Genomic DNA, 21,579 nt, shown 5'->3' with positions numbered 1-21,579 from the left:
AATGCAGATGATTTTGATAATTAATCATCTGTGTTTATCTGCGTGAATTCTATAATGAATGAAGAAGTTTCTCAGAAATTGGAGATTGTCAGACAAACCCTCGCACAAACTGAAGCGGAGGGTGTGCGTCTGCGGGGTACAGATTGGTTTGCTTGGGCGACAGATGGCGCTTCTCACACTGTCTTACTAACTGCGGAAACTGGCGTAGCAGAATTGCTAATTACTCAGCAAGATGCATGGGTATTGACGGATGAAATTGAAGCCCAACGCCTAAAAGATGAAGAATTACCAAGTAATTTTCAGGTGTATATTCACCCTTGGGCTGATGGGGCGGCGCGTGAAGCTTTTGTGCGTGATGTCACATCTGGTGGTAAAATTATCAGCGATGTCTGCAATAATGCAAAACGCGATCGCTCTGCTGATACTTCTCATCTAGAGCAACCAATACCACCATCCCTACAACAATCTAAACGGGTATTATTGCCAACTGAGATCGAAAGATATCGCCAAGTTGGGCAAAAAGCCAGCGCTGCGATGACAGAAGTACTACAAGCCGCTAAACCAGATTGGACAGAATATCAATTAGCCGGTGCGGGCGCTGAAGCTTTGTGGGCGAGAGGTTTACATCCAGCCTTAACATTGGTAGCAGGTGAGAGGCGTTTACCCCTTTACCGTCATGCTACAGCTACAAGTGAAAAGATTGGACGACAAGCAATGCTAGTCTTTTGCGCTAGAGGATATGGATTGTTTGCTAATTTGACAAGATTTGTCTGTTTTGGTAGCTTGACTCAAGATGACGGCGAATTACATCGTCATGTTCGGGAAATAGAAGCTAAAGCCCTATCTGCTTCTCAACCGGGAATGACTCTTGATGCTATTTATTATGCACTAACTCAAGCTTATGAACAGCATGGTTTTGCTGATGCTATCCGCCAACATCACCAGGGAGGAACTACAGGATATTTAGCGCGAGAAATTGTAGCTAATCCCCAAACACAGGATTTTTTAACAGAAAATATGGCGATCGCTTGGAATCCAAGTTTAATAGGCGCGAAGGTGGAAGATACTTTTGTCATTCTCAAGGATGGAAAACTAGAAAATCTGACTTTTGATGCAAACTTTCCTCATATTGAGGTAGAAGGAAGATTTCGCGCTGTACCGTTAGAAAAATAACTGGGAAATTCAACAGCAATTATGACTTTTCAACAAATATTTAATCATCCGCCAGAAACTCAAGCTAGTGCATCAGGAAGGGTGAATTTACTTGGTGAACACACCGACTACAACGATGGTTTTGTTCTCCCGACAGCGATTCCTCAACAAACAACGGTACAGCTAGGTTTTAGTAATGATGGACAACATCAGTTTTATTCAGAAAATCTCCAAGAACGTGTGAATATTTTAGATATTCATCATTCGCCTTCGGGATTTGCTAGTTATATTTTTGGCTGTATAGAGGTGTTGAAACAATCAGGATACACCATACCTTCGCTAAATGTTTACGTTCAATCTTCAGTTCCTATCGGTTCTGGTTTATCTAGCAGTGCAGCATTAGAAGTAGCAACAATCAGAGCAATTCGCCAACTTTTAAATCTTCCCATTAATGATGTAGAAATTGCTCAAATTGCCCAACAAGCGGAAATTCACTATGCTGGCGTACAATGCGGCATCATGGATCAAATGGCTTGTAGCCTCGCTGACACTCAACATATTTTATTTTTAGATACCAGAACTTTAGAACGTCGCTTACTACCTTTACCTGAGCAAACTAGTATTGTAGTTATAGATAGCGGTGTCCCCCGCACCTTAGCCAGTAGCGGCTACAATCAGCGTCGTGCTGAGTGTCAGGAAGCAGCGAAATTATTAGTCGTTAATGCTCTAAGAGATATTACTGATGAAAAGGTAACAGAAACCTTACCAGAACCATTAAACCGTCGCGCCCGTCATGTGGTGACAGAAAATAACCGTGTCTTAGAAGTCTTGCAAGGAGTAGAACCTGAGCATTTTGGGGAGTTGATGAATGCATCCCATGCTAGCTTACGGGATGATTATGAGGTTTCCGTACCAGCATTAGATACATTAGTAGAAATTTTACAAAAAACACCAGGTATATTTGGTGCGAGGTTGACGGGTGCAGGTTTTGGGGGGGCTTGTGTAGCGTTGGTAGCCCTAGGTAAAGAAAAAGCCGCAACTCAAGCTTTGGAACAATACTGTCATGCAGGTTATCAGGGGAAAATTTTAGTTCCTAGCTAGAAAATAGGGGCTAGGGGCTAGGGACTAGAGGCTAGGAAAGAGATATTTTCATGCTGTCGTTGTGTGAAAAATCACATGACCGTCTAGCTAGAAAACAGGGGCGCTTAGGCTAGGGACTAGGGAAGAAAGGTTTTTGCTGAATAGCTGACTTGGAGATAAATGATGCAATCTAATATATATATTGATGCAGCAGAACGTGATTGTTGGGAATGCTGCTAGCGAAGGTGCAAATCGCTGGGGTTGGTTTATGGGACACTTTATCACCCCAGATGACGATCCGCGATCGACTACAGCCCTAGAAATTAAGTGGGGTATCCATAAAGCGGGAGACTGTAGAAACGAGTGGGCAATTAATCATCAAGCAGCTACCCTTTCTATCTTAATTAATGGCAAGTTTTGCCTTCAATTTGCGGAGCAAGAAATTACCTTATCTCGTGAGGGTGATTATGTGCTATGGCTTGCGGGTGTGCCCCATTGTTGGATTGCTCAGTCTGACTGTACGATTCTGACGGTGAGGTGGCCTTCTACGCCCAATGATAGTACAGCAGTGCGATCGCCTCAATAGCAATCTTGACCAACAACACACTTATTCATGTTGTAGAGACTGGCGGTGCGTTATGGATGTTAATTTTAACGCATCTTACAGAGCTACATTCAAGCGATCTCTACAGAGATTTCATTTTGTAATAAATTAAACAGTTAACTGTTTTTTTTCGGCTTAGGACATCTTGGACTTTGGCTACCACCGTTAGGACATTCGCGACCGCACAATTCTATTAATTGATTTACTTTCTCACCAATGTGATAGTGATTTATTTTCAAATATTGGTTGTTATGTTCTGAATAATTGTTGGAAATTGTCGGTAATAAAATCAATTCCATATTTCTTAAATCCTTATTTTCTAATATTATGATAAACACCTTACAGTTTTTCAATTTATCTTGAAGATAAAAATTGTATATGGCAAATTGGACATTCTCAATTATCAATATTCTCGCTTATTTATTGAACCATGAACTCAGTAAAGATGTGAAAGTGTTTGGCTGATTCATAGATACAGAAAATACACTAGTTAACATATCCAAAACTTTTAATCCATCAATATTCATTAAATAATTATATGCATCTTCTGATAATCGTTTTACGAGTTCTTCTCTACTTTCACCAATATGTTTAGTGTCCCAAATTCTCACATTTTTATCATCACTTCCTGAAGCAATAAATTTACTATCGTGACTAAAACTCACACTATTTATCTGCATTCCATGCCAAAACTCTGCTATTGGTTTTGCCGTTGAATTGTTATAATCATTAGTCTTCCAAATTCTTACAAATCCATCTTTACTACCAGATGCAAGTTTCGTCGAATCAGCACTAAAACTAACTCCATAAACCGGATCTTGATGTTGACAGGTTTGTAAAACTTGCGGTGTTTCTATTTCCCAAATGCGTACAGATTTATCTTGATAAGCTGCAATTATTTTCTGATTATCAACACTAAATTTAACATCAAAAACTGCATTCGCTGCATCTGCGAAATTTTCAGATTGATATTCTAAAGATTGGTATGGTTCCTGATTAGTCAAATTTGTATCAGCTACCTTCCAAATCTTAATTTTATTATCTCCACCACCAGAAGCGATGTAACTACCATCATAACTAAAGCATACTCCATAAACTTTAGATTGATGATCGCCGATTTCTATAGGGTCGGGATCGTATTGATTATTATCCAAAAGTCGCCAAACTCTTACCCGATTATCCCAGTTAGCTGATGCAATTGACTTTCCATCAGGACTAAACATTAGCTTTAAAACAATTTGTTCTTGTTTTTCTTCATCATCTAATTTAGGCTGAATTTCTATATCAACACTATTATCATTTATGCTTTTAATTTTTATGATGCCATCAGCATCACCAGAAGCAATCAATTTACCATCGTAACTAAAGCTAACAGACCAAACCGGACTATTATGTTTGATATTCAAATTTTCGATAATTGCCCACGAAGTCGGTAAAAAAATGTCATCTTCTTGTTTACGCCAAACTTTGACAGTTTGATCTACACTTGCAGATGCAATCATACTACCATCTTGGCTGACTCTAACATCATTTACATTACCATCATGAGCGGGAATTTTACCATTATTACCTGGTAAGCGCCGACCATATTTACCTTCATATATTATTTCCTGAATATAATGAATTGCTTCAGGATTTTGTTCTATTATATATTTAAATAAGCCTTGCAAAAAATTTTGAAATTCAATATTAGTTTGTACCATAGTATTTCATACAATAAAATCTTTATTTTTACTTAATAGATGGACGATTCAATACAATTCATTTCTGCACCAGGTTATCACAAATATGTTTATCTTCCTGACTAAGTTGCGAATTGTTATTTAAATAATCATGCAAAAAGGCGCAATTTTTTTTCAAGAGTTGGTTAGTTTTTAAGTTACTGTTTTTTACCTTGAGAGTTGCATCTACTTGCCAAATTCTGACAAGCTTATTATCGGCTGAAACTATGATTTTATCTTTGGGACTAAAAAAAACACTGTTAACAGAATCGTCATGCCAAAATTCCTCTAATTTTTTGTTATCCTTAATGCTCCAAACACTAACAGTTTTATCTTGACTAGCAGCAGCTACCATTGTATTATCTGGGCTGAAGTTGACTCCATATACTGCATTTTTATGCTCAAATTTTCTGAGTAATTTATTATTGCTAAGCTTCCATATTTTTACCTGACTATCTTTACTAGCAGAAGCTAGCATAGTATTGTCTGGGCTAAAATTCACTGCAAAAATCGTATCTTTATGTGAATCTTTTGGTGAAAATTTATTAATTACTGTCTGAGTCTTAATATCCCAAACTTTTATAACTTGATTGATACCTACGGCAGCAATTCTTTGCCGATTACTACTAAAATCTATCCCTTGAACTATAGCACCATAATTTAATTTATGAATTAGTTTTTTGTCTGCAATATTCCAAATTCTCACATCTGTATCATAATTAGCAGCCGCAATAGTTTGATTATTATTACCAAACCTTAATCTCAACACTACTCTTTGATCTGCAAGCAGATCTTGTTGTTCAATTATTTTATATAAGCTACCGTCATTAGTACGCCAAATCCTGATGATTCCATCACCATCTCCGGAGGCGATTAATTTACCATCATCACTAAAACTAACAGCCCAAACTGGTTTGTTATGTTGTAGAGGCTTGTGCAATGGTTTACCGTCCTTAGTCCAAAGCCTAACCGTTTTATCGGCGCTAGCAGAAGCAATCATTTTACCATCAGGGCTAATACTCAAATCATTAACTGTATCTATATGTCCTTGTAGGCGGTTCCGTTCTTTAGATTGATAAATTATATTTTGCAGACTACTAATAGCATAGTTCTGCTTTCCACCAAGCTCTTTTAATTTTTTCAGTACTTTAACACTTTCTATCAGTGCTTCCAGTTGATTATGAGTTTTAAATAATTGTTGTGGTTTGGCAATTAAAGCTTCAACAACAGCTTTTTCACGTTCTTCTGCTTGTTGCTTTAGTCCAATAGTTAAAGCAGTAACTACTACCAAACCACCTAATGCTAATGACAGCCACCAATTTTTTTGCTTTTCAGCATTAACTCTCTTGCTGGCTTCTTGAGTTTTTTCGGCTTCAGCTTTTGCGCTAGCTTCTGCTAATTCTCTCAGTTGGCGTTCTTTTTCTAATTCAGCTTGAGTTTCTCTATTATGCTTCTCCAAACTCTTCTGAAAAAATTCGGTTTCTCCTGGCGTCAATCTTGGCTGAGTTCTCTCTACCCACTCAGCAATTATTGCCAGTTTTGCACCAGTCAATAGTGCATCATCTGATTTATTAAACCGTTGTTGCCATTCTTGGCAATCTGCATCTAAGGAGCGGCTCAGACGAATATTATCTTGATTTTCAGAAATCCAACTATTGAGTAATTTCCATTCAGATAAAAGTGCTTCATGCGCTACTTCTACTGTATTAGCATCAGTAATAATCAAGCGTTGTTGAGAACCCGCCAGTAATCCCACAACTTGTTGCAGTTGTAGTTGCGAATCTGCTACTGCTTCTAATCTTTCCCAGTTAGTACGTCGTCGAGTTATTTCTCCAGCGTCACCTAGCTGTACCAATTCCATAAACAGGCGGCGTACAAATGCTTGATCTGCGCTAGTTAAACTTTGATACAAAATTGTAGAACGCTTGTCTAAAGCTCCTTTCACTCCACCAATTTCTTCATAGCCTTTGTAAGTCAACAAAGGCGTGGGAGATTCAGGTTTTTCAATACAAACTCGCCATAATTCTTTTAGTGCATATTGTAGTATGGGTAATGCACCCGGACGATTCATCACATCGGCAGCAATTTGCGACACTAAGCCATGTTCAAAAGTTACACCATGTATATGTGCAGGTCTTTCAATTGCTGCTTCTAAGTCAGTTAAAGACATTGATGTAACAATAAATGATGTGGGAGGAACACTATTAATGAGATCAGCTATCTCTAAATATTCAGCACATCGATTTAAAAAATCACCACGAATTGTGATAACAATCCTTGTTTGACGTTCATTCGTTTTAACTTCTTCTACCACTAATTTAATAAAAGCTTTGCGTTCTGTTTCATCTTGACAGAGCGTAAATATTTCTTCAAACTGATCTATAAACAGTAGATAGAGTTTATTTTGTTGTTGTTGTTGAGTTAAAACTTCAATAAGTTTGCCTAAGGGATGTTCTCCAGGGGTAAAAGCAACGATTTCCCATTGACTACTTCCAGGAAGGCGATCGCTTCTCAGTTGCGGTAACAATCCCGCCTTGACTAACGACGATTTACCGCTACCAGAATAGCCAATTACAGCTAAAAAACGGCTTTCTACCAACCTCGCAACTAGAGTCCGAACTGCTTGCTCTCGTCCGAAAAAATACTGTGATTGTTCTAATTCAAAAGCATAAAGTCCGCGATAGGGATTTTCACGATTGAAAACTGATGTGACTTCTGTAGGGATATCTGATTGGGGATATGTTACTAGGGTGATCGAACGTCCCCAACCCATGCGAATCGGTTCTTGTACAGAACCTTTGAGTGCGTTACTAACAAAATCAAATAAGCGATCGCCAGTAATTCGGCGACTATTACTTGCATTTTCTGGTGCTAATCCCTTAATTACTGCACCTGTGAAAATGCTATATTCTTCACTTTTAATTACTCCTGCTAGTTCAAAACCGCGACAAGCGGTAATTAGGTAATAATCTTTCTGTGAACTGAAAGCAGTCAAAGTGCGTTCTACTAACTGTCTTTCTAAAAAATAGCCGCTATGACAGCAATCGAGTAGCATTACCAAACTACTCAATTGGGAATTTCCAATTAGTTCGTTGAGACTATCTAGCGGGATGGCATATTTTTGTTCGACAATTTCATTACCTGTAACTTCAATCTGACAATCAGAACTTGCTAAATATCCCTTTTGTTGACCCAAATTATCAGAAATAGTAAAACCATGCCCGCTAAAATAAATTAGCGCTTCATTATTAGCAGCTTGTTCTAGTAAAAAGGTTCTCAGTTCTTGCCCCAATTGTGAGCCATTCAACCTGGATGGAGCTATTTCATAGCCATTTTTATCTTTGTTCCAGCGTTGGGGTAGCCTTTTTACTGACTGAAAATCACCATATTTTTCTAATAATTGTGCTACAGCTTCAGCATCATTTGTAGTCTTCGACAAACGGGGTAATGAAGGGCTTTGATATTCCCCTATGCCAATAACAAGCGCGTATCGTGCCATTTAACACACTCTGGAATAGTAGATGCGGAAAATTTTTGACAGCTAGTTACTGATAATGGTATTAAGAAAAACAATATCACATCCAAGTTATTCCGCAAGTAGGTTGAAATTTTCCGGACACAAAACTAAATGTTTAGTTGAGGCTGCCTATGTTAGAAGTACAGCGTCTATTTTTTGAAGCTGATGGAGAAATCGGTGAAATTGAGGTTAATCTCTCAGCCACTGAAATCACACCGGAGATTGAGGAGGAGGATGACGGCATAGAATATAAGGATGTACGGACAGATGCAATCACGCGGATGCAACAAGCCCGACAAATGATTCGTGGCTATACTATGTATGCCCTCAGTGCGTTTAAAGACTTCAATATAGCTGAAATTGAGGAAATCACCCTTAAATTTGGAATTAAAATGGGTGGCAAAGCTGGCATTCCTTATATTACAGAAGGTTCTGCTGAAAGTAATTTGGAAGTTGAAGTGAAGTGTAAATTTCCTAATAAACAAAAAACTGGTTCTCAGTAGACAAAAATTCAGTATTTATCAGAAATTCAGGTAGAGCGATCGCTCTGCCTATAATCACTAACTAAATTAAATTTGTTTGGTTCCGACAATCTAGCTGCATACAGACTTAAATAATTATATAAATGTTATATTTTAACTACAAATTATACAAGTGATATAACAAAACACATCCTGAGATCTTAGATGTCTCAGTTACTGCTAAATTGGGATATTTTATGTTTAACCCGACATAGCTACAAATTCGGAAATTAAAGCTATAAAAAGTTATATTTTACTCTACGAGAACCGCTTTAGTATTTTAGATGTTACTTAAAAACCTAATAAAGTTTTATACGCATTTGTTGAAAATTGTTATTTAACGCAATATAAATTATTTTTCTAGTAAAGAAACTGGAATTTAGTATCCTAAATAACAATTTAGTGGTTAAATATCAAACTAATATCACAGTTTAAAGCTTGCGCTGGTTAAATTTCTAGGAGCTAGCTGATTCTTCATTGAGAGAAAATTCACAAATATATGAGTAGACTTAACCGACGTAGGTTTTTGATTTACGGTTCCGCAACGATTGGTACCAGTATCTTTCTCAAAGCTTGCGCTAATGAATCTCCCAGCAGTACAAATAGTCCCAGTCCCACTAGTGCAAATAGTCCCAATGCTTCCCCTGTGGCTGCTACTGGCGATAAAATTAAAATCGGGATTTTGCACTCGCTGAGTGGCACAATGGCTATTAGCGAAAAAAGCGTTGTTGATGCGGAAAAATTGGCAATTAAAGAAATTAATGCCAATGGTGGGGTTTTAGGAAAACAAATCGAAGCCATTGTTGAAGATGGTGCTTCTAACTGGGATACCTTTAGAGAGAAAGCAACTAAGCTGATCGATCAAGATAAAGTAGCTGTAGTTTTTGGTTGTTGGACTTCAGCTAGTCGCAAGAATGTCAAACCTGTGTTTGAAAGTAAAGACCACATGCTGTGGTATCCCGTACAGTATGAAGGTCAAGAATGTTCTAAGAATATTTTCTACACAGGTGCGGCACCAAATCAACAAATTGAACCTTCTGTAGATTGGCTGTTAAAAAATAAAGGCAAAGAATTCTTTTTAGTCGGCTCAGACTACGTATTTCCTCGGACTGCTAATACCATTATTAAAGCTCAATTAGAGGCTCTTGGTGGCAAAACAGTTGGTGAAGATTATTTACCATTAGGTAACACAGAAGTTACACCAATTGTGACGAAAATTAAGCAACAGTTACCCAATGGTGGGGTAATTTATAACACCTTAAATGGTGATAGTAATGTGGCTTTCTTCAAGCAATTGAAAGGTGCGGGATTAACACCAGATAAATATCCTTCGATGTCAGTAAGTATTGCTGAAGAAGAAGTGAAAGCCATTGGTGTGGAATATCTCAAAGGTCACTATGCTGCTTGGAATTATTTCCAAACAGTCGATACTCCTGCGAATAAGAAATTTGTCGAAGCGTTTAAAAAAGAATATGGTGCAGAAAGGGTAACAAATGACCCAATGGAAGCTGCATATATTGCTGTTTATTTGTGGAAGCAAGCAGTAGAAAAAGCGGGTAGTGTTGACTTAGCGAAAGTGCGCGCAGCAGCTTATGGTCAAACCATAGATGCGCCAGAAGGAAAAGTGACAGTCAGCCCTAATCATCACATCTCTAAAGTGGTGCGCATTGGTCAAGTGAGAGATGATGGTTTGTTTGATATTGTCTATGCTACACCTGCACCAGTTGAACCTGTACCTTGGAACCAATTTGTGAAAGAAACCAAGGGATATGCTTGTGATTGGTCTGATCCAGCTAAAGGTGGTAAGTACAAAAAGGCTTAATTAGTCATTGGTCATTGGTCATTAGTCATTGGTCATTGGTCATTGGTGAAAAATTTGACGGAATTGGCTGATCTGATATATCTTTATTCCCCATAAATTTCTATAAAAACTCTACGCAACCAACAATTGTACAGACGCGATTCATCGCGTCTCTAATGAATCACCGATGAATCGCGTCTCTGACTAGTGACTCATTTATCAACAAAAAGCTGATAGCTGGGGAATCAAAATGTTAACAGGTTTTTTAGATGCTGTATTTAATGGTATCAGCATCGGTTCTGTGTTATTAATTGCTGCTTTGGGATTAGCCATTATCTTTGGCTTGATGGGCGTAATTAATATGGCGCATGGTGAATTGATGATGTTTGGGGCTTATACAACCTTTGTAGTGCAAAATGGTTGTAAGCAATTAGGCGGCTTTTGGTGGGAAATTTATATATTTTTGGCTTTAATTATCGCTTTCTTTTTCACTGCATTTATCGGCTTAATTTTAGAAAGGGGCGTGATTCGCTATCTCTATGGTAGACCCCTGGAAACTTTACTCGCAACCTGGGGAATAAGTTTAATTTTTCAGCAGTTTGTCCGCAGTGTAAATTGGGTTTTAATTATTGGCTTGGTCTTGTTTTCAGGATTATTTTTTGGGGGTTTATGGTTCTTAAATTCCCGCACCAATTTAGAGAGGGTGCGTAACTGGGTTGTCGGCGTGATTTTCTTGCTATCTTTGGGTGTGACAGTCACTATAGGTAAGATATTAAGTCAAACCTATAAATTAGCTGTAACTCAACCTTGGTTTGGCGCACAAAATGTAGATGTAACCGCTCCTAAATGGTTACAAACTGGTATATCTGTAGGTGGCGTACAATTACCATTTGCCAGATTGTTTATTATCAGTTTAACAATAATTTGTGTCGCCGGAATTTATCTATTTTTACAGCGTTCTAGTTGGGGATTAAGAATTAGGGCGGTTACCCAAAATCGCAGTATGAGTGCTTGTTTAGGTATCCCAACTCAAAAAGTTGATGCAATTACTTTTGCGCTAGGTTCTGGTTTAGCTGGTGTAGCTGGATGTGCAATTAGTTTGCTAGGTTCTGTAGGGCCAAATACCGGACAAAATTATATTATCGACACCTTTATGGTGGTGGTTGTCGGTGGTGTGGGGAATTTGGCTGGTACTATTGTTGCGGCTTTAGGAATTGGTACAGTTAACTTTTTAATTGGTTCGGGAACCTTGGCTTTATTGTTTGCACCAGTGAAACCTTTAGCAGATTTGTTGAACTTTTTTGCGACTACAAGTATGGCAAAGGTGATGGTATTCGCACTGATTATTATATTTTTACAGTGGAAGCCAGCAGGGATTTTTCCCCAAAAAGGTCGGACTGTTGATGTTTAACCTTAAGTATTTCACAATCTTGCTTCAAAATCAGAGGGCGCAAACATGAAGAAGGGAGGACGGTTAATCTTAATTGAAGTTGGGGTGGTGGTAGCGATCGCACTCATTCTCATCTTAATTATGCCAGTAGTACTGTCAGAGTTTCGCTTAAATTTGCTGGGACGGTTTTTATCCCTGGCGATTGTGGCTTTAGGTATTGACTTGATTTGGGGCTATACTGGGTTACTCAGTTTAGGTCATGGTATATTCTTTGGTCTGGGTGGATATGCGATCGCAATGTACCTGAAACTGCAAATTCCATCGGGTGAGTTACCTGATTTCATGGAATTATACGGTGTCACGGATCTTCCCTGGTTTTGGAAACCTTTTTATTCTTTCCCTTTCGCAGTCACAGCTGTAGTCATCATTCCCGGTTTACTGGCTGGGTTCCTGGGGTATTTAGTATTTCGCAATCGTATTAAGGGCGTTTACTTTTCTATTCTCACCCAAGCGGCAATTATTGTCTTCTTTAACTTTTTTAACGGGCAGCAACAATTTTTTAATGGTACAAACGGGCTGATAGATTTTACAACTTTATTTGGTGCAACTGTCAGCGATGCCAAAACCAAATATATTTTCTACATCCTCACGGTAGTCTTTCTCGCTGCTACTTACGGCGTTTGTCGTTGGTTAACTAGCGGGCGTTTTGGGAGATTGTTAATCGCCATTCGCGACGATGAAAGTCGGGTGAGATTTTCCGGTTATAACCCTACAGATTTTAAAACATTAGTCTTTGCCGTGTCCGGTGCGATCGCTGGGATTGCAGGAGCATTTTACACCCTACAAAGTGGTTCTGTCTCACCCAGAGCAATGGATATTGCTTTTTCGATTGAAATGGTGATTTGGGTAGCCGTAGGGGGACGCGCAACATTAATCGGCGCAGTTTTAGGAACTTTATTAGTTAATTACGCCCGTGCTTTTTTAAGCGAACAATTTGCGGAAATTTGGCTATTTTTCCAAGGCGCACTGTTTTTAATAGTCGTCACAGTTCTACCTGACGGACTAGTTGGCTGGTTCCGCAATCAAAACTTTGCTATTTTCAAACGTCCTCAAGAAATTTATACCTATCCCAGCTTAGAAGAAGATCCGGAAGTGCAACATGAACGCCAAAATCTTGGAAACTGAAAACGTTACTGTCAGTTTTGACGGTTTTAAAGCTCTCAACCAATTAAATTTTAATATGGATGTGGGCGAATTACGAGTAGTAATTGGCCCTAATGGTGCGGGTAAAACGACATTTTTGGATGTAATTACTGGGAAAGTTCAACCAACTATCGGAAGAGTTTTATTTAAAGGTAAAAATCTCCGTTCTTTACCCGAATATGAAATTGCAAGGCGGGGTATTGGGCGAAAATTCCAAACACCAAGAGTTTATCTGAATCTCACGCCCAGGGAAAATTTAGAAATTACCAGTAACCGTAAGAAAAATGTTTTTTCCACATTGTTTGGCGCTGCTCCTGAGACAGAGAAAAATAGCGTTAAAGGTTTATTAGAAACCATTGGATTAACGCCTAAAGCCGACATTCCCGCCACTTTATTATCCCACGGCGAAAAGCAACGGTTAGAAATTGGGATGTTAGTGGGACAGTCACCTGATTTATTACTGGTTGATGAACCTGTTGCAGGTTTAACCGATGAAGAAACCTATAACATTGGCGAATTACTTTTAACATTAGCGCAGAGTCATTCAATTTTAGTAATTGAACATGACATGGAATTTGTCCGCCAAATTGCGAAAAAAGTCACAGTATTACATGAGGGTTCCGTACTCTGCGAAGGGAATTTTGAAGAAGTGCAAAATGACCCCCGTGTGGTGGAGGTTTATTTAGGACAACAGCAAGAGTAGTGAAATGTTGACGGTTGACCGTTGATGGTTGACTGTTAACAACTGACAACTGACAACTGACAACTGACCAATATGCTCAATATTTCTAACCTGAATGTTTACTATGGTGAAAGCCATATTCTGCGGAATGTAGATTTGCATGTTCCTAATGGACAAATGGTATGTCTCATTGGACGTAATGGTGTCGGTAAAACAACATTACTTAAAAGTATTATGGGTTTGCTGAAACCCCGCAGTGGCACAATTAATTTATCAGGAAATTTAATTAACTCGAAAACTCCCGACCAAAGGGCGAAGTTAGGAATAGGTTATGTACCTCAAGGACGAGATATTATTCCTAGATTAACGGTGAAAGAAAATCTGATTTTGGGATTAGAAGCTAGACAAAAACAATTGAAAAAACCGGAAATTTCTGAAGAGATTTTTAGCTTATTTCCAGTTTTAAAAACCATGTTGGCGCGGATGGGTGGCGATTTAAGTGGGGGACAACAGCAACAATTAGCGATCGCGCGTGCTTTAATGGGACAGCCTCAATTATTAGTCTTAGATGAACCCACCGAAGGTATTCAACCCTCCATCATCTTGGAAATTGAAGCTGCTGTTCGCCGGATTATTGAAACTACAGGGATTTCTGTATTGCTTGTAGAACAACACTTACACTTTGTCCGTCAAGCTGATTATTATTACGCTATGCAAAAAGGTGCTATTGTCGCTTCAGGTTCAACTGATGAATTGAGTCAAGATGTGATTCAAAGATTTTTAGCGGTTTAATTATGACCTCATAACTTTTTCAACGCAAAGGAACGCGGTGAACCAGCGCTACAGGAGGGTTTCCCTCCACAGGCGACTGGTGCTCGCGTAGCGTATCCGAAGGATTCACCCGAAGGGAGGTTAGCGCAAAGTTTCGCAGAGTATTTCCAAGCCAATTCGCTATGAATTAATAAAATGATGTACTAAGCTAATGTGCGTCTAAATTGCATAACTAATAATAAGGGCTGTTGACTGTCAACGCTCAACCGTCAACAGATCTGACGATGGATTGTGCAACTTAAAAGCATAATATTTTACCAACCTAAATAACCAAATTTCAATAATAACCAGAGAAAATTTATCAATAAAAAACAGATTACTCCCAATCCTGCGATCGCGCTCAATATCAATACTACTGTGGTTTTGATTCGCTGATTTTTATGGCGATAAAATCTTGGCGTATAAAAAAAGACAGATTCCGCCACATTAAAGCCACTGAATATTGAGAAAAACCAAAATAAACCTAGCAAGAAAGATCCATTGACTTCGTGATTTTCAAAGATTCGCAAAGTCGGCAATGGTTTAATTGAATGCTTGATGTATCCTATTTGTATTGGTGTTAGTTCTAAGCCTTCAATGAAAATAGCGTCGAGTGCTGATGCTTGGAACCATATACAGGTAGGTGTTTGTTTGCCAAACCTGGCTCGACAATTCAGGGAAGGAGGTTGAATTTCTTCTACTATCAATGCTTGATGGTCGATGGGAATCTTGCAGTATAGGGTTTGTGTTAACTGACAATGTAGCAAATGTCTAGGAACTGCTATTGATTGTTCATCTGTGGTGGCAATAGATAATTCAAAATATGGACTTGGGGAGCGATCGCCTATAATTAACATTGTCAGCAAACACGCGATCGCTAAATTGAGAATCAAGCGTTGTCTGCGATGCATTACAAATTATGAAAGTAATTGACAATGCTTTCTTCAACTTTGATCGCAGGTAAAAATAACTGGTACTCCCATCCTTCCCCAGGGGTACGATCCTTTTTAGCAATGTAGTCTTGTCTTGGTTTACCTTTACCTTCTGCACCTGCGTAATTTTCTACAGCGTGAAAGACGGCTATTCTAGCATAAGCATAGCCGAGTGAATACAAGCACAACACACCGAGTAAGGTAGGAAGTAATTTGCTCACCTTTTGCATAATCATCGATGAAGTCGGGGAAACGTTTCTTTCTTTATAACTACAACTCCAGACGATGATTTTACTGATTAGATCCCCGATTTCTTGAAAAATTCGGGGATCTAGAGTGAATTTTAACTACAAATTACCAACATTAATCAAACCAAAACCCCATTTACTATCAAAGGTTCCTGGAGGTTTACCAGGAATTGAGCTATTTTTACGCAATAAATCTTTGACTGTTGCTGGGTCAAGATTGGGGTCGCGTTGTAATAATAATGCGACAACACCTGTAACGAATGGTGTCGCCATACTTGTACCAGCCATGACGACAAATTTAGAATTAATCATCATCGAGCGATCGCTATCGGCATTAGATGACAATGCAGAAGCAATCATCGCCCCTGGTGCGGCTATATCTGGTTTTTGTCCATCATTGCGCAATGGCCCTTCACTGCTGAACTCCGAGATAGTATCCAACTCTAAGCCCATATCGCGGACTTGACCATCAATATCTGTATACTCAACTTTTGTCGTGTAAGCTGCAACTGTAATCGCACTGCTAGCCGCTCCAGGAGAGCCAATTTTTACACAGTCTTTCACACTTTTGCCTGTAAAAAATACTGAGGAATGATCGTCTAGCGCCCACACATCCAAGCGGGTATCACTGTTACTAGTATTGCGCAACCTTAACTGCCAAATCCCACCCATTACACGCGAAGGGCCATTACCCCGAATTTGTACAAAGAAATTGTGGTCGCCATTACCTTTATCTGGGGCTGGTGTGACAATTTCTACCAGGGAATCTGGTAATTGATAGTTCTGGGTAGGATTGTCATCAGCAATAATTTTTTGGTAGGGAGTGACGAAACCATTAGGACTGCGCACAGAGATTTCTAACTCGCTGTCAGCATCATACCAACCGTTTAACCAGACGATGCCGACTTGATTTAAGGGCACATTAAAGCGCATACCCCGTGATTTTTGTGCAGGTATGCTTGCTTGACCATGTATGTTATCGTTTCCTTCGTTACCAGCAGCACAGCAAACAATTTTACCCGGCCCAGTTTCTGCATCAATAATCCGTGATAGGGAGTCACTACCATCATGAGCATCAGCATGTCCGCCCAAGCTCATATTTAATACTACTGGTCGTCCTAATTCTGTGGCTACGCGAAAAACGTAACGCACCGCATCAGCAATATGAGCATCCTGTAAGTCAGACTTAACAATAATTAATTCTGCTTCTGGCGCTACCCCTGGGTAATTTTCATCTGCACCCGCAGCAATACCCGCCACATGGGTACCATGACCGTTAGTATCTTGGGAAACAGTCATTTGTTCGCCAGTAAATTCCGCGCCATAATCGCCTTCTTTAACTCCCGGCCCTGGGAGTGTCTGATCCCAAATGCGTAAAATGCGTCCAGCAAAGGCGGGGTGCTTGGGGTCAATACCGCTATCGATAACGCCAATCAGGACTCCCTTCCCAGTCAATCCCGTTTTGCTTTTAAAATCTGGTAATTTTACTTTACCTGGAGCCACATCCATCCGCAGATGGAGTTTGCGTGATGGTTTGATGCGTTGAATCACATCCTCTTCTGATAGTGCATCTAAAGCTTGTATGGGTAAAAAAGCCGTGCGGACACTACCAGAATTTTGATTGATGCGAATGCCATACTGTTCTAAATGACTCAAATCTGCATCAGGTTCGCAGTAGAGAAACACAATACTCTTAGTCGGCTTAACCGCACTTTTGGGAGCAATTATACCAAGCGATCGCCTGTGGGTAATTAAAGCTTGTTCCCCTTCATTCTGATAATCTTCATACGCTAACAGCAAACCAGGAGATAGTTTATCGTGTCTCATAAGTCTTACCATCTTCTATGTAATTGTCCTGAATTAGAGCGGTAATTATAGTAGTCTTAGTTGTTTTAGCATAAATACTAAAAATGTCATTTTTTTAACTTGTAATTTTTATGGCAATACAGTTATCTACAGGTGTAAGTAATGCTGATTAGCAGCCCAAGGCATTTTCAGCCAAACTTTTGTATTGATCCAGCGCCTAATTCCCACATTACAGATAAATCTCTAGAGAAAAAAATAAAGAATTATTAATTGGGCATGGGGCATTTGGCATTGGGCATTGATAAATTCTATAGACTATGAACTGTTGACTGTTGACTGTTGACTATGGACTTTTGACTAAACCCATAAATGATCTACCACAGGTGGGAACCATAAAGAAGCTATGATTTGCAACGATCGCTCCTGTAGGTATAAATAGAGTAATCAATGCAAATTCAAACACCAGACTGGGTAAAACACGCTGTATTCTACCAAATCTTTCCCGATCGCTTTGCCAGAAGCAAGCAACCCCGCAAACGATTATTACATGAAGCTCGTTGGGAAGATTGGGAAGCAATGCCTTCACTGCAAGGTTACAAAGGCGGTGATTTATGGGGCATTATGGAAGGTTTGGATTACATCCAAAATTTAGGAATTAACGCTATCTACTTCACACCCATCTTTCAATCGGCTAGTAATCACCGCTACCATACCCACGATTATTATCAAGTAGATCCGCTATTAGGGGGTAACGAAGCTTTTAAAGAATTGTTAGACGCAGCCCACGAACGCAATATAAAAGTTGTCTTGGATGGTGTATTTAATCACTCCAGTCGCGGCTTTTTCTTTTTTCACGATGTTTTGGAAAATGGGCCTCATTCCCCTTGGGTGAATTGGTTTAAAGTTGAGGGCTGGCCTGTTTCTCCTTACAATGGCGAATATCCGGCTAATTATGAAGGTTGGGGTGGAAATCGGGCTTTACCTGTATTTAACCACGATAACCCAGAAGTCAAAGAATATATTATGGAAATTGCCGAATATTGGATTAAATTCGGCATTGATGGTTGGCGGTTAGATGTCCCATTTGAAATTAAAACCCCTGGCTTTTGGCAAGAATTTCGTCAGCGCGTCAAGGCGATTAATCCCGAAGCTTATATTGTGGGCGAAGTTTGGGGAGATTCTCGCGAATGGTTAGATGGTACGCAATTTGACGGCGTGATGAATTATTTATTTGCCGGGCCGACCATTGCCTTTACCGCAGGCGATCGCGTAGTCTTAGAACAAGTCCAAAGCCGCGACTATCAACCCTATCCACCTTTATTTGCTGCGGAATACGCCGCCAAAATTCAAGAATTACTAGAATTTTACCCTTGGGAAATTCAACTAACCCAATTAAATTTACTCGCCAGTCACGACACCGCCAGGTTAATGACAATTGCTGGGGGCGATAAAGCCAGTGTCGAATTAGCTACTTTACTCTTAATCACCTTCCCTGGTGCCCCTAGCGTCTACTATGGTGATGAAGTCGGGTTACCTGGCGCGATAGATCCCGATTCTCGCCGTGGTTTTCCCTTAGAAGCAACCTGGGATAAAGATATTCTTGATACTCATCGTCAATTAATTGCCATCCGTAATAGCTACCCAGCATTGCGGATAGGAGATTATCAAGTACTTTATGCCCAAGGTACACTTTACGTATTTGCTAGAACCTTAGGAACTGAGGAATTAATTATTGCTGTGAATGCAGGTACAGCACCAACAAAAGCAGAGATTCCCATTAGCAATTTGCAGACTCAACCCAACAAACTTTTATATGGCAAAGCCGAAGTAGAATGGCAAGATGCAGGAGAAAATCAGCAGCTTTCCTTATCTCTCGATCCGCGTATGGGTTGCATATTAGGTGTAGGTTAATCCTGGAAATTCGGGAATTACTCAATGATTCCGATACTTATCAACTTAAGGTAAAACCCAGTTACCACAAGGAACTGAAGTTCCTTGCTAATAGCCAAAGTCATCTAAAGATGACTAAATATCCTCAAAATCTTGAGTCTACTTCAGTAGACTTAGGCTATTAGCCTGAGAATTCATTCTCAGGCGGGTGAGAAAGCCTACAGGCAAGCTATTTCTCACTTAATTTGATACTAATAGGGGAAACCCCGCCCCTACGATTGGGTATAAAAATAAGGGCACAAATATAATTTATAATTGTGCCCTTATATTGATTCTGTATTCAACTAAAAACCACTGATTTATCTGTCCACAGAACCCATAATTACATCGATACTGCCGAGAATTACCACAATATCTGCTACTTTCATTCCGCGTAATAAATGGGGCAGAATTTGCAGATTGTTGAAATCGGCGGCGCGAATCTTCCAGCGTGCGGGGAAGACATTATCATCACCCACCAAATAAATACCTAATTCACCTTTACCGCTTTCGACACGGGCGTAAATTTCACCTTTAGGAATCTTAAAAGAAGGAGAAACTTTTTTACCAATATATTGATAATCAAAAGCATCCCATTCTGATTTTTTCCCAGCAGCTAAACGCTTCGCTTCTAAGTTCTCATAAGGGCCGCCAGGAAGTCCTTTAATTGCTTGGCGAATAATCTTCACAGATTCGCGCATTTCCCGCATCCGCACCACATAACGGGCAAAACAATCACCAGCAGTTTCCCACTGTACATCCCAGTCGAAGTCATCGTAGCATTCATAGTGGTCAACTTTGCGTAAGTCCCACTTCACCCCAGAAGCCCGTAACATGGGGCCAGAAAGTCCCCAGTTAATTGCTTCCTCGCGGGTGATTGTGCCAATACCTTCAACCCGACGGCGGAAAATGGGGTTATTGGTAACTAACTTTTCGTACTCGTCTATTTTAGGTAGCAAGTAATCGCAGAATTCTGAGCATTTATCTACCCAACCGTAAGGTAAATCAACTGCTACACCACCAACACGGAAGTAATTGTTATTTACCATCCGGTAACCAGTAGCCGCTTCCCATAAATCGTAAATCATCTCCCGTTCGCGGAACTGGTAGAAGAAGGGAGTTTGTGCGCCTACGTCAGCCAGGAATGGCCCGAACCACAATAGGTGGTTGGCGATGCGGTTCAATTCCAGCATAATAACGCGGATGTAGCTGGCGCGTTTAGGTACGGCAATACCTGCTAATTTTTCTGGGGCGTTGACAGTAACGGCTTCATTGAACATCCCTGCTGCGTAGTCCCACCGACTCACGTAGGGGACATACATAATCGTAGTGCGGTTTTCCGCAATTTTTTCCATTCCCCGGTGCAGGTAGCCAATTACTGGTTCACAATCAATGACATCCTCGCCATCCAGGGTAACAATTAACCGCAGAACCCCGTGCATTGAGGGATGGTGCGGGCCCATATTGAGCACCATAGGTTCAGTGCGGGTTTCTATTCTGGCCATAGATTATGTGTTCTCCCGTTCATGAAAATTTAGACTTGGATCGCGTAGATGCCAACCAGACCCCATTTATCGTGTCTGCCACAATCAGACTCTTCAGGGTAATGGGTTAGGTTGGAGAGAAGATGGCAGCCGAGGGATTTTGGTTGATGTTTAATTTTGTTGCACTTCTTCAATTATTATATGGAATACGCAATGCCTAACACCGATTGTCCCGAATTTGCCCGCCTACTATTGATGGGGCACTCAGCTAGCCATTTGTCCAAGTTTGTGCTTGATCGAGTTTTCCCCGTCCTTAAGGATACAGCTGGCGAGTAGTAACGTAGGGTGTGTTGTCGCGCAGCACAACGCACCTTGAATTTGAGACGGTCTTTAGCCTACGGCATAACACACCCTACGAAGAATTTATATTTAATTTATATTTTATTTATATAAATTAAATTGATTTTGCAAACTTTTGGAATTGCTATGCATAGTTTCTGACAGTCATCCATTCCAATTCAAGTTGCTATTAATCGCTGTTGTATAGCAAACATTATTGATAATTTTGATTAATTTCAATTATTAAAATATAAAAATTATGGTTCTTTAGTACTTGTTATGCTAAACTAACAATCAAAATGCCAGTTTAACAAGCATCTAATTCGGAAGTTTTCAAAGTTTCTAAATCCATAAGCCGAG

Annotated in this window: 16 protein-coding genes; 10 read left to right on the top strand and 6 right to left on the bottom strand. The window is 39.8% G+C overall.

Going from position 1 to position 21,579, the window contains the following annotated elements; translation table 11 throughout:
• Positions 1-54 precede the first annotated feature (54 nt).
• From H6G41_RS27980 to H6G41_RS27970, 3 genes are all read left to right on the top strand, one after another.
• The gene (locus H6G41_RS27980; RefSeq protein ID WP_190750762.1) at positions 55-1,173 is read left to right on the top strand and encodes a Xaa-Pro peptidase family protein; all 1,119 of its coding nucleotides are present in this window, start codon (positions 55-57) and stop codon (positions 1,171-1,173) included.
• A 21-nt stretch (positions 1,174-1,194) separates the two neighbouring features.
• Complete coding sequence (galK, locus tag H6G41_RS27975; RefSeq protein ID WP_190750759.1) at positions 1,195-2,253, top strand: galactokinase; 1,059 nt, start codon at positions 1,195-1,197, stop codon at positions 2,251-2,253.
• Between the two features lie 184 nt (positions 2,254-2,437).
• On the top strand, positions 2,438-2,818 hold the full coding sequence (locus H6G41_RS27970) for a signal peptidase I (protein ID WP_190750757.1): 381 nt from the start codon (positions 2,438-2,440) through the stop codon (positions 2,816-2,818).
• A 434-nt stretch (positions 2,819-3,252) separates the two neighbouring features.
• Here the strand turns inward: H6G41_RS27970 and H6G41_RS27965 are convergent, their stop codons facing one another.
• Together H6G41_RS27965 and H6G41_RS27960 are read right to left on the bottom strand one after the other, a co-directional pair.
• On the bottom strand, positions 3,253-4,539 hold the full coding sequence (locus H6G41_RS27965) for a WD40 repeat domain-containing protein (RefSeq protein ID WP_190750755.1): 1,287 nt from the start codon (positions 4,537-4,539) through the stop codon (positions 3,253-3,255).
• A 58-nt stretch (positions 4,540-4,597) separates the two neighbouring features.
• Positions 4,598-8,056, bottom strand: coding sequence for a caspase family protein (locus tag H6G41_RS27960; RefSeq protein WP_190750753.1), 3,459 nt, complete (start codon positions 8,054-8,056; stop codon positions 4,598-4,600).
• Between the two features lie 149 nt (positions 8,057-8,205).
• On the opposite strand from H6G41_RS27960, the gene H6G41_RS27955 reads away from it, so the two are divergent.
• The 6 genes from H6G41_RS27955 to urtE all read left to right on the top strand — a co-directional run bounded on the left by H6G41_RS27955 (position 8,206) and on the right by urtE (position 14,463).
• Positions 8,206-8,577 carry a CU044_2847 family protein gene (locus H6G41_RS27955; protein WP_190750751.1) on the top strand — a complete coding sequence of 124 codons (372 nt, stop codon included), beginning with the start codon at positions 8,206-8,208 and terminating at the stop codon, positions 8,575-8,577.
• Between the two features lie 517 nt (positions 8,578-9,094).
• Positions 9,095-10,417, top strand: coding sequence for an urea ABC transporter substrate-binding protein (urtA, locus tag H6G41_RS27950; RefSeq protein ID WP_190750749.1), 1,323 nt, complete (start codon positions 9,095-9,097; stop codon positions 10,415-10,417).
• A 229-nt stretch (positions 10,418-10,646) separates the two neighbouring features.
• On the top strand, positions 10,647-11,807 hold the full coding sequence (locus tag H6G41_RS27945; protein WP_190750747.1) for a branched-chain amino acid ABC transporter permease: 1,161 nt from the start codon (positions 10,647-10,649) through the stop codon (positions 11,805-11,807).
• A 45-nt stretch (positions 11,808-11,852) separates the two neighbouring features.
• Positions 11,853-12,971 (top strand): urea ABC transporter permease subunit UrtC, encoded by a 1,119-nt coding sequence (gene urtC / locus H6G41_RS27940; RefSeq protein ID WP_190750745.1) that lies wholly within the window; start codon positions 11,853-11,855, stop codon positions 12,969-12,971.
• Positions 12,946-13,692 carry an urea ABC transporter ATP-binding protein UrtD gene (gene urtD / locus H6G41_RS27935; RefSeq protein WP_190750743.1) on the top strand — a complete coding sequence of 249 codons (747 nt, stop codon included), beginning with the start codon at positions 12,946-12,948 and terminating at the stop codon, positions 13,690-13,692. The genes urtC and urtD overlap by 26 nt, the downstream gene beginning before the upstream one ends.
• A gap of 72 nt (positions 13,693-13,764) precedes the next feature.
• Positions 13,765-14,463, top strand: a complete 699-nt coding sequence (urtE, locus tag H6G41_RS27930; protein WP_190750741.1) for an urea ABC transporter ATP-binding subunit UrtE — start codon at positions 13,765-13,767, stop codon at positions 14,461-14,463.
• Between the two features lie 293 nt (positions 14,464-14,756).
• On the opposite strand, the gene H6G41_RS27925 is transcribed toward urtE, so the two are convergent.
• The 3 genes from H6G41_RS27925 to H6G41_RS27915 all read right to left on the bottom strand — a co-directional run bounded on the left by H6G41_RS27925 (position 14,757) and on the right by H6G41_RS27915 (position 17,488).
• Positions 14,757-15,392 carry a hypothetical protein gene (locus H6G41_RS27925; protein WP_190750739.1) on the bottom strand — a complete coding sequence of 212 codons (636 nt, stop codon included), beginning with the start codon at positions 15,390-15,392 and terminating at the stop codon, positions 14,757-14,759.
• The gene (locus H6G41_RS27920) at positions 15,392-15,643 is read right to left on the bottom strand and encodes a hypothetical protein (RefSeq protein WP_190750737.1); all 252 of its coding nucleotides are present in this window, start codon (positions 15,641-15,643) and stop codon (positions 15,392-15,394) included. The genes H6G41_RS27925 and H6G41_RS27920 overlap by 1 nt, the downstream gene beginning before the upstream one ends.
• A 117-nt stretch (positions 15,644-15,760) precedes the next feature.
• On the bottom strand, positions 15,761-17,488 hold the full coding sequence (locus tag H6G41_RS27915; protein WP_190750735.1) for a S8 family peptidase: 1,728 nt from the start codon (positions 17,486-17,488) through the stop codon (positions 15,761-15,763).
• A gap of 426 nt (positions 17,489-17,914) precedes the next feature.
• Here H6G41_RS27915 and H6G41_RS27910 point away from each other — a divergent pair, with 426 nt between their 5' ends.
• On the top strand, positions 17,915-19,378 hold the full coding sequence (locus tag H6G41_RS27910) for a glycoside hydrolase family 13 protein (protein ID WP_190750733.1): 1,464 nt from the start codon (positions 17,915-17,917) through the stop codon (positions 19,376-19,378).
• Between the two features lie 338 nt (positions 19,379-19,716).
• Here the strand turns inward: H6G41_RS27910 and H6G41_RS27905 are convergent, their stop codons facing one another.
• The gene (locus H6G41_RS27905) at positions 19,717-20,901 is read right to left on the bottom strand and encodes an NAD(P)H-quinone oxidoreductase subunit H (RefSeq protein WP_190750732.1); all 1,185 of its coding nucleotides are present in this window, start codon (positions 20,899-20,901) and stop codon (positions 19,717-19,719) included.
• Between the last annotated feature and the right edge of the window lie 678 nt (positions 20,902-21,579).

This window comes from Tolypothrix sp. FACHB-123 (assembly GCF_014697075.1).
Classification (GTDB): Bacteria; Cyanobacteriota; Cyanobacteriia; order Cyanobacteriales; family Nostocaceae; genus Aulosira.
The sequence above is the reverse complement of the archived record's forward strand: the minus strand, read 5'-3'. Positions and strand labels throughout refer to the sequence as shown.

What these genes read in the sequence shown, in the direction of transcription:
- H6G41_RS27980 (WP_190750762.1), top strand. Translation starts at nt 55, where the DNA reads ATGAATGAAGAAGTTTCTCAGAAATTGGAGATTGTCAGACAAACCCTC.
- galK (WP_190750759.1), top strand. Translation starts at nt 1,195, where the DNA reads ATGACTTTTCAACAAATATTTAATCATCCGCCAGAAACTCAAGCTAGT.
- H6G41_RS27970 (WP_190750757.1), top strand. Translation starts at nt 2,438, where the DNA reads ATGCAGCAGAACGTGATTGTTGGGAATGCTGCTAGCGAAGGTGCAAAT.
- H6G41_RS27965 (WP_190750755.1), bottom strand. Translation starts at nt 4,539, where the DNA reads ATGGTACAAACTAATATTGAATTTCAAAATTTTTTGCAAGGCTTATTT.
- H6G41_RS27960 (WP_190750753.1), bottom strand. Translation starts at nt 8,056, where the DNA reads ATGGCACGATACGCGCTTGTTATTGGCATAGGGGAATATCAAAGCCCT.
- H6G41_RS27955 (WP_190750751.1), top strand. Translation starts at nt 8,206, where the DNA reads ATGTTAGAAGTACAGCGTCTATTTTTTGAAGCTGATGGAGAAATCGGT.
- urtA (WP_190750749.1), top strand. Translation starts at nt 9,095, where the DNA reads ATGAGTAGACTTAACCGACGTAGGTTTTTGATTTACGGTTCCGCAACG.
- H6G41_RS27945 (WP_190750747.1), top strand. Translation starts at nt 10,647, where the DNA reads ATGTTAACAGGTTTTTTAGATGCTGTATTTAATGGTATCAGCATCGGT.
- urtC (WP_190750745.1), top strand. Translation starts at nt 11,853, where the DNA reads ATGAAGAAGGGAGGACGGTTAATCTTAATTGAAGTTGGGGTGGTGGTA.
- urtD (WP_190750743.1), top strand. Translation starts at nt 12,946, where the DNA reads ATGAACGCCAAAATCTTGGAAACTGAAAACGTTACTGTCAGTTTTGAC.
- urtE (WP_190750741.1), top strand. Translation starts at nt 13,765, where the DNA reads ATGCTCAATATTTCTAACCTGAATGTTTACTATGGTGAAAGCCATATT.
- H6G41_RS27925 (WP_190750739.1), bottom strand. Translation starts at nt 15,392, where the DNA reads ATGCATCGCAGACAACGCTTGATTCTCAATTTAGCGATCGCGTGTTTG.
- H6G41_RS27920 (WP_190750737.1), bottom strand. Translation starts at nt 15,643, where the DNA reads ATGCAAAAGGTGAGCAAATTACTTCCTACCTTACTCGGTGTGTTGTGC.
- H6G41_RS27915 (WP_190750735.1), bottom strand. Translation starts at nt 17,488, where the DNA reads ATGAGACACGATAAACTATCTCCTGGTTTGCTGTTAGCGTATGAAGAT.
- H6G41_RS27910 (WP_190750733.1), top strand. Translation starts at nt 17,915, where the DNA reads ATGCAAATTCAAACACCAGACTGGGTAAAACACGCTGTATTCTACCAA.
- H6G41_RS27905 (WP_190750732.1), bottom strand. Translation starts at nt 20,901, where the DNA reads ATGGCCAGAATAGAAACCCGCACTGAACCTATGGTGCTCAATATGGGC.